The organism is Nocardia sp. NPDC058114, from assembly GCF_042884695.1.
In the GTDB taxonomy this organism is placed as follows: Bacteria; Actinomycetota; Actinomycetes; order Mycobacteriales; family Mycobacteriaceae; genus Nocardia.
Window position 1 is genome coordinate 135,870 of record NZ_JBHVTK010000011.1, and the last position, 12,478, is coordinate 148,347.

14 protein-coding genes are annotated in these 12,478 nt (G+C 65.6%); 5 read left to right on the top strand and 9 right to left on the bottom strand.

Going from position 1 to position 12,478, the window contains the following annotated elements; translation table 11 throughout:
* Window position 1: 1 nt before the first annotated feature.
* The gene (locus ACFVVI_RS30480; protein ID WP_387447805.1) at window positions 2–1,255 is read left to right on the top strand and encodes a deoxyguanosinetriphosphate triphosphohydrolase; all 1,254 of its coding nucleotides are present in this window, start codon (window positions 2–4) and stop codon (window positions 1,253–1,255) included.
* Between the two features lie 25 nt (window positions 1,256–1,280).
* Window positions 1,281–3,203 carry a DNA primase gene (gene dnaG / locus ACFVVI_RS30485; RefSeq protein WP_378637593.1) on the top strand — a complete coding sequence of 641 codons (1,923 nt, stop codon included), beginning with the start codon at window positions 1,281–1,283 and terminating at the stop codon, window positions 3,201–3,203.
* 13 nt (window positions 3,204–3,216) lie between these two features.
* On the opposite strand, the gene ACFVVI_RS30490 is transcribed toward dnaG, so the two are convergent.
* Window positions 3,217–3,972: a class I SAM-dependent methyltransferase gene (locus ACFVVI_RS30490; RefSeq protein WP_387447808.1), complete on the bottom strand. Its 756-nt coding sequence runs from the start codon at window positions 3,970–3,972 to the stop codon at window positions 3,217–3,219.
* A 176-nt stretch (window positions 3,973–4,148) separates the two neighbouring features.
* Here ACFVVI_RS30490 and ACFVVI_RS30495 point away from each other — a divergent pair, with 176 nt between their 5' ends.
* Window positions 4,149–5,402, top strand: a complete 1,254-nt coding sequence (locus ACFVVI_RS30495; protein ID WP_387447810.1) for a PucR family transcriptional regulator — start codon at window positions 4,149–4,151, stop codon at window positions 5,400–5,402.
* An 11-nt stretch (window positions 5,403–5,413) separates the two neighbouring features.
* On the opposite strand, the gene ACFVVI_RS30500 is transcribed toward ACFVVI_RS30495, so the two are convergent.
* Window positions 5,414–6,214 carry an adenylate/guanylate cyclase domain-containing protein gene (locus ACFVVI_RS30500; RefSeq protein ID WP_387447812.1) on the bottom strand — a complete coding sequence of 267 codons (801 nt, stop codon included), beginning with the start codon at window positions 6,212–6,214 and terminating at the stop codon, window positions 5,414–5,416.
* A 454-nt stretch (window positions 6,215–6,668) separates the two neighbouring features.
* On the opposite strand from ACFVVI_RS30500, the gene ACFVVI_RS30505 reads away from it, so the two are divergent.
* The gene (locus tag ACFVVI_RS30505) at window positions 6,669–7,931 is read left to right on the top strand and encodes a PucR family transcriptional regulator (protein WP_387447813.1); all 1,263 of its coding nucleotides are present in this window, start codon (window positions 6,669–6,671) and stop codon (window positions 7,929–7,931) included.
* A 155-nt stretch (window positions 7,932–8,086) separates the two neighbouring features.
* A complete protein-coding gene (locus tag ACFVVI_RS30510; RefSeq protein ID WP_387447815.1) occupies window positions 8,087–8,305 on the top strand; it encodes a hypothetical protein in 219 nt (72 codons plus the stop codon).
* A gap of 142 nt (window positions 8,306–8,447) precedes the next feature.
* Here the strand turns inward: ACFVVI_RS30510 and ACFVVI_RS30515 are convergent, their stop codons facing one another.
* The 7 genes from ACFVVI_RS30515 to ACFVVI_RS30545 all read right to left on the bottom strand — a co-directional run bounded on the left by ACFVVI_RS30515 (window position 8,448) and on the right by ACFVVI_RS30545 (window position 12,469).
* Window positions 8,448–8,846, bottom strand: coding sequence for a DUF4870 domain-containing protein (locus tag ACFVVI_RS30515; protein WP_379315277.1), 399 nt, complete (start codon window positions 8,844–8,846; stop codon window positions 8,448–8,450).
* Window positions 8,847–8,962: 116 nt separating this feature from the next.
* Window positions 8,963–9,298: a hypothetical protein gene (locus tag ACFVVI_RS30520; RefSeq protein WP_387447818.1), complete on the bottom strand. Its 336-nt coding sequence runs from the start codon at window positions 9,296–9,298 to the stop codon at window positions 8,963–8,965.
* Between the two features lie 463 nt (window positions 9,299–9,761).
* Window positions 9,762–9,998, bottom strand: a complete 237-nt coding sequence (locus tag ACFVVI_RS30525; RefSeq protein WP_378657478.1) for a hypothetical protein — start codon at window positions 9,996–9,998, stop codon at window positions 9,762–9,764.
* Between the two features lie 105 nt (window positions 9,999–10,103).
* On the bottom strand, window positions 10,104–10,556 hold the full coding sequence (locus ACFVVI_RS30530) for a MaoC family dehydratase (RefSeq protein WP_387447820.1): 453 nt from the start codon (window positions 10,554–10,556) through the stop codon (window positions 10,104–10,106).
* Window positions 10,553–11,311, bottom strand: coding sequence for a 3-oxoacyl-ACP reductase FabG (fabG, locus tag ACFVVI_RS30535; protein ID WP_387447936.1), 759 nt, complete (start codon window positions 11,309–11,311; stop codon window positions 10,553–10,555). Before fabG ends, ACFVVI_RS30530 begins: the two co-directional genes overlap by 4 nt.
* Before the next feature lie 154 nt (window positions 11,312–11,465).
* Entirely contained in the window at window positions 11,466–11,930 is a 465-nt protein-coding gene (locus ACFVVI_RS30540; RefSeq protein ID WP_387447822.1) for a hypothetical protein, read from the bottom strand.
* Between the two features lie 47 nt (window positions 11,931–11,977).
* Window positions 11,978–12,469, bottom strand: coding sequence for a hypothetical protein (locus tag ACFVVI_RS30545; RefSeq protein ID WP_387447824.1), 492 nt, complete (start codon window positions 12,467–12,469; stop codon window positions 11,978–11,980).
* Window positions 12,470–12,478: the final 9 nt, after the last annotated feature.

Consider the following 12,478-nt stretch of genomic DNA (forward strand, 5'->3'; position numbering starts at 1 on the left):
GATGACCGGGACCTATACCCCGCACGACCAGGAACGCATGGTCCACGAGCCCGGTAAGACCGCGTGGCCCGGCGCCGCGGGCAAGGGGCATCGCAGTGAGTTCTCCCGCGATCGTGCCCGCGTGCTGCACTCCGCCGCGCTGCGTCGCCTCGCCGACAAGACCCAGGTCATGGGCCCGCGCGAGGGCGACACCCCGCGCACCCGGCTGACCCACTCGCTCGAAGTGGCCCAGATCGGGCGCAGTATCGCCGACGGTGTCGGCGCCGACCCCGACCTCGTCGACCTGGCCGGCCTGGCCCACGACATCGGCCACCCGCCCTACGGTCACAACGGTGAACGCGCGCTCGACGAATTCGCCGACCGCTACGGCGGTTTCGAAGGCAACGCGCAGAACCTGCGCATCCTGACCCGCCTCGAACCCAAGGTCCTCGACGCCGACGCAGAGAGCTTCGGGCTCAACCTCACTCGGGCGGCCCTGGACGCGACCCTCAAATACCCGTGGGGCAGAAGCGGTTCCGGCACCAAGTTCGGCGCCTACGACGACGACCTCGAGCGCCTGGCCTGGGTGCGCAAAGACGCGCCCGACCGCAAACAAAGCCTGGAATGCCAGATCATGGACTGGTCCGACGACGTCGCCTACTCGGTGCACGACGTGGAGGATGGTGTGATCGTCGGCCGCATCGACTTGCGCGCCCTCGCCGACCCGGCGGAACAGGCGGCGCTGGCCGAGCAGGGCCACGGCCAGCATCCCGACCAGTCGATCGAGGCACTCGCCGCCGCCGCGCAACGGCTCTCCGAGCTCGACATCGTGGCCGACGCCGTGAACTACGACGGCAGCTTCGGCGCCTCGGTTGCCCTGAAACGGCTCACCAGTGAACTGGTCGGCCGCTTCGCCACCGCCGCGATCTCGGCCACCCACGAGCGCTACGGCGAAGGCCCGCTCAGCCGCTACGAGGCCGACCTGATCGTGCCGCCGATCGTGGCCGCCGAGGTGGCCGTCCTCAAGACCGTCGCCCTGCGCTACGTGCGCTCCGACCCCGGCCACCTCGCCCGCCAGCAGACCCAGCGCGACCGCGTGCAGGCCGTCGCCGATCGGCTGCTCACCACCGCGCCCGCCCACCTCGACGATCAGATGCTGCCTTGGTTCAACGCCGCCACCACCGAGGCCGCCCGCGTGCGCGTGGTGATCGACCAGATCGCGTCCTACACCGAGAGCCGCTTCGAACGCGTCGCCGCCTCGCTGGACTGCCGCTGAGCAGACCCGACTAGACTCGCTCATCGTGGCCGGACGAATCCCAGATCGCGATATCGCGGCGATCCGTGAACGTGTCCGGATCGAAGATGTAGTCGGTGAGTACGTGGCGCTCAAACGCGCGGGCGCCGACTCGATCAAAGGTCTGTGCCCGTTCCACGACGAGAAGTCGCCGTCGTTCCATGTGCGCCCCAACCACGGGCTGTTCCACTGCTTCGGCTGTGGTGAGGGCGGCGATGTCTACAAGTTCCTGCAGCAGATGGAACACATCGGTTTCGTCGAGGCCGTCGAGCAGATGGCCGATCGCATCGGCTACCAGATCAACTACGAGGGTGGCGGCACCTCGGTGCAGCGCGACCGCGGCACCCGCTCGCGCCTGGTCGCCGCCAATGCCGCCGCGCACGAGTACTACATGGGCCTGCTGCACGAACCCGAGGCCGAGGCCGCGCGCAAGTATCTGACCGACCGCAACTTCGACAAGGCATCCTGGGCGCAGTTCGGCTGCGGTTACGCCCCCGCGGGCTGGGACGGGCTGACCAAGCACCTGCAGCGCTTGGGTTTCGAGTTCAAGGAACTGGAAGCTGCCGGACTGTCCAAGCAGGGCAAGCGCGGTCCGATCGACCGGTTCCATCGTCGCCTGCTGTGGCCGATCCGCAATCTCGGCGGCGAGGTGATCGGTTTCGGCGCGCGCAAGCTGTTCGACGACGACACCATGCCCGGCAAGTACGTGAACACGCCGGAAACGTTGCTGTACAAGAAGTCTCAGGTGCTGTTCGGTCTCGACCACGCCAAGCGCGACATCTCCAAGGGCCATCAGGCCGTGGTCGTCGAGGGCTACACCGACGTCATGGCCATGCATCTGGCCGGGGTGAAAACCGCGGTGGCGTCGTGCGGCACCGCGTTCGGCGAAGAACACCTGCAGGTACTGCGCAGGCTGCTGATGGACGACAACTTCTGGCGCGGCGAGATCATCTACACCTTCGACGGTGACGCGGCCGGTCAGGCCGCGGCGCTGAAGGCGTTCAGCGGTGATCAGCGGCTGGCGGGACAGACCTACATCGCGGTGGCGCCCGACGGGCAGGATCCGTGCGAGTTGCGTCAGCACTCCGGCGACAGCGCCGTGCGTGATCTGGTGGCGCGGCGGACCCCGCTGTACGAGTTCGTGATTCGCGGACTGCTGGCCGAACACAATCTCGACGATGTCGAGGGTCGTGTCGAGGCGCTGCGCCGTACGGTGCCCGTGGTGGCCCAGATCAAGGACAACGCCACCCGCAAGGGGTATGCCACCAAGCTGGCCGGTTGGGTGGGCTGGGACGACATCCAGCTCGTCGTGCGCCGGGTCGGTGAAGAGGCGAAGAAGAACCGGATGGGCGGCACCACGCCCGATCTGAAGTCCGGCGCCGCGGCGATCCCCGCGCCTCGCGTCGAGGAGAGCTCCTCGGTGCGGCCCGCACCGAACGACCCGGTGCTGTACGCGCAGCGCCAAACCCTCAGCGCCGCACTGCAATACCCGGGCATCGCGGGCGTGTCCTTCGACGCCATCGACGCCGCCGCCTTCACCCACCCCGCCTATGTGGCCGTGCGCATCATGATCGCCCAGGCCGGCGGCACGGCTGCCGGGCTCAGCGGTGCGGAATGGGTCGCCGCCGTCGCCGACCATACCGACGACCTGATGATCCGCGCCCTGGTCTCCGAACTGGCCAACGAGCAGCTCCCGGTGCGCACCCAGAACGACACCCCCCGCTTCATCACGGGCATCCTCGCGCGAGTCCAGGAAGCCTGGGTAGGCCGCCAGATCGCCGAGCTCAAGTCGAGGCTGCAGCGGCTGTCGGCCAGCGAGGAGCCCGACACCTACATGACGCTGTTCGGCGACCTGGTGGCGCTGGAGCAGTACCGCAAGAGCCTCGCCGCCCAGGCGATGGGCAACGAGGGCTACGCGGCCGGCGCCTGACACCACCCGTGAGTCACGGTTTGGTGGCTTCGGTGAGCGTGCGGCTGGAGTACGCCACGAACGGCCCCTCCTGCCGGATTCGATCGTGGAGCCGACGCAACTGGTCGAGGTAGGCCTCGACGGTGAACCCGGGCACCATCCAGATCACCTTGCGCAGGAAGTACACGACGGCACCGATGTCGTGGAACTCGATGCGTAGCCGCTCGGTCCGCTGGTCGGTGATCGTCAGTCCAGCGGCCCGCGCGGCGGCGGCCTCGTTGTCGGGATGGCGCCCTCGACGGGCTTCCGGTTGCGGACCGAGGAAATACTCCACCAGCTCGAACACGCTCGCCGGTCCGACGTGCTGTGCGAAATACGTTCCCCCCGAACGCAGAACGCGCGCGATCTCCGCCCACCAGATCGTCGCCGGATGTCGGCTGGTGACCAGATCGAACGCCGCGTCGGCGAACGGCAACGGCGGCTCGTCGGGCGCGGCGACGACAACGACGCCGCGAGGATGCAGCAACGCGGTCGCCTTGGCGATGTTCGGCGGCCACGACTCGGTGGCGACCATGGTCTGCGGGAACACCTGCGCCTCGGCCAGAACCTCGCCACCACCGGTCTGAATATCCAGAGCAGCGGAAGCGGTCTTCAGCCGATCACTCATCAGCCGCTGAAAACCCCACGAAGGACGCGCCTCACTGGCCCGCCCGTCGAGCCAGGAGAAATCCCATCCCTCCACCGGCGCCGATGCCGCCTCGGCGATCAAATCCTCGAACGTCCGTCCCATGCGAAATCACTATGCCAGCGACCGCCCGGCGACACCTCTCAGTTTCGCGGCTACCGGCTGAGCTGTTCGCGGACGAACGCCGCGGCCTGGTCGCGGGTGTCGTTGACGAAGTACGCGGGTCGGCGACGGGCAGTTCGGCGCAGATGAATTCGGATCGGAGGTTGCATAATGACACGGTGCACTCCGGTGATGGTCTGTTCGATCGACGCCTGTCCGACCGCGCGCGAGAAGTAATCCGCCAAGGTGCCGAGATCGCGCTGAACGCGCCGGAGGAATGGCTCGACGAACTCTATGACGCCACTCTCCTGACAACCAGCCTGCGCGCTGTCGCGGGGGATCCGCTGCTGGCCGAGGCGGTCCGGCGCGTCAACCGTGGCAACCTGCTGCACTGGGCCTCGGCCAACGTGGCCGATCCGGGAATGCCGGTGCCGATCAACCTCGGTGCGGACCAGATCGCCACCGTTCGCGACCTGGTCCGGCGTGGCATGAACGAGGCCGCTTTGCAGGCCTATCGCGTCGGGCAAAATGTCGTCTGGCGACGGTGGATGACCATCATCTTCATTCTCACGCCGGACCCGTTCGAGCTGCAGGAGGTCTTGGAGGTCACCGCCGCCTCGATCGCCGCATTCGTGGACGGCACCATCGAGGCGATCACCGAGGTCATCGGTCAGGAGCGCGACGAACTCGCCCGCGGCTCGTATGCCGAACGCCGCGAAGTCATTTCGCTCATTCTCGAGGGGGAGCCGACCAACATCGAGCGTGCGTCGACCCGCCTCGGCTACCGGCTCGACGCCACCCACACCGCGGCCATCGCCTGGAGTGACATTCCCGGTGCCGAACTCGACGAACCGCATCGGGTGACCAGGGCCCTCACACAGGCCGCCGGGGCGGCCACGGCGTTGAGCGTGCTCGCCAGCGCGGCCACCCTGTGGGTGTGGGTGCCCGGCCCCACCCCTCCCGACACCGCGGCACTGACCGAAGCGCTGGACCATATCCCCGGCGTGCGGATCGCGATCGGCTCGACCGGCCGAGACCTCGCCGGGTTCCGGACCAGTCACCTCGACGCGCAGGCCGCGCACCGAATCCTCGCCCGCCCGCACAGCACCCGACGCCTGGTCACCTTCGGCGAGGTGCAACTGACCTCGCTGATCACCGAAAACGGCGCTCAGGCCGACCGATTCATCAAGTACACCCTCGGCGATCTGGAACACGCCGACAGCGAACTACGCGAATCGGTCCTCGTCTACATCAACGAGCAATGCAATGCCACGCGCGCTGCGGCGCGCCTGTTCACCCACCGGAACACGATCTTGCGCAGGATCGCCCGCGCGGACGAGTTGCTGCCACGTCCACTGGCGGAGAACGGCGTGCATGTCGCGGTCGCATTGGACGCTTTGTACTGGCGGCAGAACACTCCCCGGCCCAGTTGAACCGATTCGAATTACCGCCGCGCGCAGACCGGAGTGAGGCGGTGCGTGCCCCGCAGACCCTTGAGGGTCGCTTCCCGTCCGGTTCCGATCGTGAGATCGGTACTGCTTCCGATCGCCTCCAGCACCGGCTCGCTGAGGAGGACTTCGCCACCCTCTGCCTGCGCGGTGACCCGCGCGGCCATGGCGACGTTGCGTCCGAACAAATCGTCACCCCGGCGGACGGAACTTCCCATGTGGATACCGATCCGGACCCGGAAATCGGCCTCGCCCCGGGATGCTTCGGCGTCCTTGCTCAGTGCCGCCTGGATGGCCAGGCCGCATCGGACCGCCCGGTCGGCAGCGGCGAAGGCGATCATGTACCCGTCGCCCTGGTTCTTGACCACATGGCCGCCGTGGTTGTGCACGCAGCGATCCACCAGGCGGTGGTGGCGGTCGAGCAGCTTGACCCACGCACGGTCGCCCAGCTGTTCGTTGAGAGCGGTCGATTGCTCGATGTCGGAGAACATGATGACGACGTTGCCGTCGGGCGCCAGTCTGGCCAGGTCGGGACGTTCGACCCGTGCCCAGCCCGCGAGGTCTTCGATGGAGGTGAGCACGGCGGCACGAAAACCTTTGGCACGCACCAGATCAGCGGCCTGCCAGGCGGTTCGTACCGCTTCGCGACCGCTCACCACCAACCGCTGCCCCGTCGTCGACCGACGTGGTGCCCGGCGCTTGCGCCGACTCCGGACCAGCAAGATCGACAGGATGAGTATGCCGACGGCTTCACCGGCGGCGACGATCGCGAGCACGGTGATCGCGACTGTGGTCATCGGAGCAACCCTGGCGGAGTAGCGTGGCTGGTCGAACCCTGTAGCGGCTGCGCGCCCGAGCTGTTCACGGCAAAATAGTACACATTCGTTCACTCGAATTCGACCGGCGTAGCGGATGCCTGCCGACGGTGAATCCTGGGACCATCGCGCTCCCCACCGGGTGGGCTCACTCGCCGTCATTGCGGGCACAGGCAGCATTTCTACAGCTGAGAAGGTCCGTACTCGACATTCGGCAAGCACGGAGACCGTGCATTCGCCGGGCGGAACCGTGTCGGCCGCAGCCGCGAATCCTGCTTCCGTAGCCTGTTTGGGTGTACGGGTGAAGCGTCCTTTGCATGCCCGGTGGTGCATAGTGCACAACGATGGTTTCATCTGGGTGCGAAGCACCATTGGAACGCGGGGTGGTGAGGCCGCACGATAAAAGCGCAAACAGCGGAAAGTAGGAAATGTGCGCATGCCCGACAGCATCCTGTCGGCCCGGACCGCGACGACGGTAGGTCGGCCGATTCTCGACCGGCTCCCCGCAGCGTCAACGATTTCGGGCAAGATCATGAGTCTGTTCATCGTCGGCAGTGAACTACCCGCCCGAGTGCCCATGGCGGCCCTACGTCGCGATGTCGCCGCACTGGTGAACGCGTGCCTCGAGCTCACCGCCAGAATGTTGACCGGCGGCGACACTGCCGAACCGCTGGCCGAGGTGCGCGCCGACGTCATGGAATGGGCACGCGAGGGCGTCACGATCGACACGATGCACAAGGCCGTGCGGGTAGGCACGCAGGCGGTGTTCGACCATCTCACCGCACGCGCGAGGGTCGACGAGGATCACGTGGCACTGATCGAAACAGCGCGCATGTTCGGCCACCTCTCCCGCGAGCTCGCCATGGCGATCTCACAGGCGTACCTGCGTGAAAGGCAGGTGGCGGGTAGTGACGCAGCCGATGCCGTGGCCGCCGCGCTGATCGCCGGGAATGCGACACCGGCCCTGGCGCGCGCCTGCGGGGTCCGGTTGGCCGAGAGCTATTTCGTCTTCGCGGTCGGGTTCGTGCCACGCCATGGAGCGGACGAGCCGCGCCCGGATCGCCATATCCTCGCGCACCGGACAATTCGGCGAATCAGAGCCGAGGTGCTGCACCACTGCGATGACAACGCGCTGATGCAGATGGGCACCGACACAGCTACCCTGCTGATTCCGCAAGACCATTTCGATCCCGGCGCCGCCGAACGGTTCGTCGAGCAGATCGCCGGCGCGGCGCAGACGCAGGTTCGCGCCGCGTTCGTGGTGGCAGGGGCAGGCGACATCTCCGAAGGGGTCGAGCGCGCGCACGCGGTGCTCGACATCATGCGCCGCCTGCGCCGAGTCGGGCTCGAGCGCTTCGACGACCTGTCGCTGGAGTACCAGCTGTCCCGGCCGGGCACAGCAGGAAGGCATCTGGCCGCGCTACTGGACCCGCTCGAGGACCATCCAGTCCTGCTGGAGACGTTGACAGCGCACCTCGCGACCCACTCCACTCGTCTGCGCACCGCGCGTGCGCTGCACGTACACCCCAACACTGTCGACTACCGACTGAACAAGATCGCCGAGATCACCGGGCTCGACCCGACGCAGCCGGACGGTATCTGGCGCCTGCGTTCCGCGCTTGTAGCCCGCATGACCGGCGCGGGTGAGAAAGAGTTAGCCGCCGGCGCTGACCCCGACCAGACCGCCCAGGCATGCTGATCGGACGCGGACCCCAGGTCGGCCACCGAAGTCGTGGAGAGGCAGTGGTGAGACCGAACAAGGCGGCCGGCACCCGATGGCGCATACCGGTCGCCGCGTCGGCCCTTCTCATCGCCTGTACAGCAGGACTTTTCTGGCTACGGTGCGTGTACATCGTGCTCCACTCCAGACTGTCAGCCGATCCGCTGACAGATCCCCATGGCTACGAACTCCTCATCGGCACCGTGCTCGCCCTGGCCGCCGCGGCGGTCCTCGCAGCCGCCGCGCCGTTTGTCGTCGAACCCGGCTCGAGCCGGATTCGACTGGCCAAGATCGTGGCGACACTTCTGGTAGTCCTGACAGCACTGCCCGTAGTAGCGCTGTTCACAGCGTGAACCGAAGTCCATTCGTCAAAATCGGTCAGGAAGCCTGCGGGGCGCGACGGTCCGGGCGTGCGTCAACGGCCCGAGACAGTCTCGGGCCGTTGATCTTCGGAGTATTGGGCGTGGTCGCCGTGCGGGGATTTCGGGTACGTCGCTACTTGACCGAACCGGCCAGCTGATCGGCGAACGGGGCAACGAACTTTCCGACAAGGGGAAGCTCCGCACGGACACCGCCGCTGTTGTTCGCCTGGACCATAGCCATGATCCAGACGACGACCGCGAAGATCCCGAGGGCGAGTCCGGCGAGGCTGAAGATGATCCCCAGGGCGCCGAGGAGCGAGCCGACGATGCTCAGAACAATATTGAGCACCGAGACCCCGGCGAAGAAGATGATCGATTGCGCAGCATGGAATTTCACATCGGGATCGTTCTTTCCCACAAAGAGGAAGATGATTCCGGTGAGCCAGCCCAGCGCGTAGGACAGGATCGCACTGGTCTTCTTGTCCAGGCCGGGGGACTGCGGTTGGTTCGAGGGAAGCTGAGAAGATGTCATGCGGCAAGTACATGCCATACCCGCCGCCTACCGATCCCAACTTTCAGCACAAAACGAGAGATCGCGAGCCGGTCGAAGCACCGGAACCCGACGACCTGCTCGCCGCGCGGAACCGATCAGGCTTGTGCGTCGTCGACGGGTGGGTTCGACGCGGGGCGCGTGCGTTCGGCCTCGCTGCTCGCCCTCGAGGCGCGCCAACTCGCGATGAATCGCTCGGCTGACTCGGCGGAGATCTCCTCGTGGGGCTCGTCTATTCCCCGCCGATAGCGCTGGAGGTACTCGGTAGGACCCCAGGTGAAGTCCCTGCCGAGCGCTTCGTCGGTCGGTAGAGGCTGGGTGTCGGTCCGGCGCACAAGCCCGGTGATTCGACGGGCGCGCCAGCCCTCGGGCCAGCCTCGCTCGTCATCGATCAACGCGAAGTAGCGCACAGCGGGTTCGTTGTTGTCAGGCATTGTTTTGCTGTCCTTCACTGGGATTCGCGGCGGCGGCACCGCTCTCGACTGTATCCAGCGAAATCCGCCACCTCCCGTCTGGACTCGACCAGAAACCTGCCGATTCAAATACTCTGCGGCCCATTGTGTTTCATCAGTTCCAAAACGAGCCCATCACCTGCGAATGTGGCGTTCAAGGTGTTCCCGTTGGATCCCGACTGATGCAGTCGATTCCCAATGAATCCGTGTTGTGGGCTGAGTCGGCACACCGCGGACGCGAGCGGACCCAGCACCTTCCGCGATTGTGGCCGCAGATCGCTTCCACGACGGAGAGCTCGCCTGCGCCGGTGGCGCAGCGAGCCTCCTGAGTGATGTTGCCCAGCGGCGGCGTGGGCGCGCCCACGCCGAGCAGCGAGTAAATAGGCGGGGTTGTCGCGCCAGTCGTGGATGATGCCGTCGATATCGAGAGGATCGGACACGGTCGTCAGGGAATCACCCAGTTTCGTTCGCATGGAAGGCGTGGCAGCAACAGCGCGGCGGTATCGGCGCACATCGTGGCGATGGCATTGGTGTGAGAGGCGTTGAAAGCGGCCACGAACCGGCTCGCGGCGCTCACGCAGGCCTCGTAGAACAGATCCAAGCAGTCGCCCCCGACATCTGACCAGTGGATTTGGACGATGACATCCGGCTCCGTCAATTGTGGTGTGAAATGCTCGAACATGGTGTGGCCAATGGAAGTAGTTATTGGGCATTTTCGTGGATGGAGGTGGTCGCCGCCGCCGAGGCGGTATCCTCGGCGTCAGCGCGTCGTTCTTCGCACCGCCCCTTATGGCACGAACATGGTGACAGCTTCGACTACGCAGGCAGGCTTGCTGCTGCCCGCACGTTCGACGGTGACCCGTGTGACCACCTGGTATCCGGAATCTGCCTGAGATACGGAGACCAACTCGATGCCTGCCCGTACTGCCGAACCGACCGGCACCGGAGACGGGAACCGAATCTTGTTGGCACCGTAGTTGACACCCATCTGCATGCCCTCGACGGTGTAGACCTGCCAGGTCAGCATCGGAACAAGCGACAGGGTCAAGTAGCCGTGTGCGATCGTGCCGCCGAACGGACCGGCCTTGGCGCGCTCAGCGTCCACGTGAATCCACTGGTGGTCGCCGGTCGCGTCAGCAAAACTGTCGATCTGCTCCTGGGTGATGGTATGCCAATCGGAATACCCCAGATGGGTACCCTCGGCCTGCTGCAGCCCATTGAGGCCATCGAGAAACCTCATCCCCGTGGGCCTCCTGCCACGTACAGCACCTGTCCTGAAACGAATCCCGCGCCTTCGCTCGCGAGGAACGAAACGGCGTGCGCGATATCGTCGGGTGTGCCGGTACGGCCTACTGGGATCTCCGCGGCGGCAGCGCTTTTGAACTCATCGAACGACATCCCGATGCGCGCCGCGGTCGCCGCGGTCATCTCGGTCTCGATGAAACCCGGTGCGATCGCGTTTGCGGTGACACCGAACTTGCCCAGCTCCAGCGCAAGCGTCTTGGTGAAACCCTGCAGGCCTGCCTTCGCTGCGGAATAGTTCGCTTGTCCGCGATTGCCCAGCGCAGAAGTGCTGGACAAGTTCACGATCCGACCCCAGCGTGCTGTGGTCATGTGGGCCTGTACCGCACGGGTCATGAGGAATGAGCCGCGCAGATGCACGCTCAGCACGACGTCCCAATCGTCAGTGGTCATCTTGTACAGCAGGTTGTCCCGGAGGACACCGGCGTTGTTCACCAAGATGGTCGGCTGGCCCAGTTCGCCGGCAACCTTCTCGACAGCCGATTGGACGCCGGCCTCATCGGAAACGTCGACGCCGACAGCGATTGCCGTGCCTCCGGCTCGCTCGATCGTTTCGACGATGGGTTTGCAGGCTGCCTCATCGAGATCGACGATGGCAACCGCGTGGCCGTCGCCGGCCAGCCTGACGGCTACTGCCGCCCCGATGCCGCGCGCGGCGCCTGTGACAATGGCGGTGCGAGTTGTAGTCAACAGTTCACTCCTGTTCGGATTAGGGGAAAAGGAAGGTCGGAAGAGGTCGAATGCCAAGGATCAGCCAGGTAGATGACCTCGAATCAGCAGGTAAGCGAGTGCTGTCACGAGCTGTTGAATCGGATCTACCAAGTCGATATTCATCGTCTACTCCCACTTAGGCCGGGTCGAATTTCGAGACCAGCCACGCGTTGCCGTGGCGTTCCACCTCCATGCGGACCGTCGTACTCGTAGTGATCGGCTCTGTGGAGTCGGCTGTTGTCGTGGACTGGTTCAGGAAGACCATGACGTCGGCGCGGTCTTCGGTGAACTCTGTGATCGCCTTCCCCACCACAGTCGCCGAGGTGTCGATCCTTTTCTCCTTCGCCGCGGGGATAACGACGTCGCGTGTGAAGGTGCCGTAGTACCCGGCGAACGCTCCGGTCAGCAGGTCGTTGGCGTGTTCGAGGTCGGAGTCGACGGTGTCCGATCCGTAGCTGAGAATCGCCACCGCGGCATGGGTGGCTGCGTCGACGGCGGACTGCTGCTGCGTCGATCCCGTCGCCACGTCACGCGGAGTAACCACGAATGCCAGATAGGCCCAGCCGGATACCGCGACGAGGGCAGCGCTCGCACACAGCACGAGTACAGCTCGCGACCGTGTTCGAAGATGTTTCAGCACAGGTATTTTCATGCCACGAACTCCACTTTCGACATCTTGTAGCGGTTGTGATCGTCGGTCATCGTCACGCGGAGACGCCAGCTTCTGGTCTCGTTCTCGGCGCCGGCGGCGTTGGTGACCGACGAGGTCGCGTACACCAGCACGGTCGCTGTTTCGTCGTCCCTGGATTCGATGCCCTGAGCGACTACGTCACCGGTAGTGACCACTTTCGCTTGCTGCACAACCGACACGAATGCTGCCGACCGTGCCTCGAAGTCCGTTTTGAATGCGCCGGTGGATTGGTCGAGGACCTTCTTGACATCGTCTGGGGCCGAGGCGTCACGGATCGAGATCATCGCGAGTATTCCCGACCTGGCGGCATCGAGAATCTCGGCGTTCTCGATATGCTCCCGCTCTATGGCGCGGTGGTCTCGCAGCGACGTTGCCGCGAGGCCGGTGAATACCGCCGCGACGATCGCGAATCCGACGGTCGCGGCAATCAGCCGGTCGGTGCGGCGCAAGGCATGCAG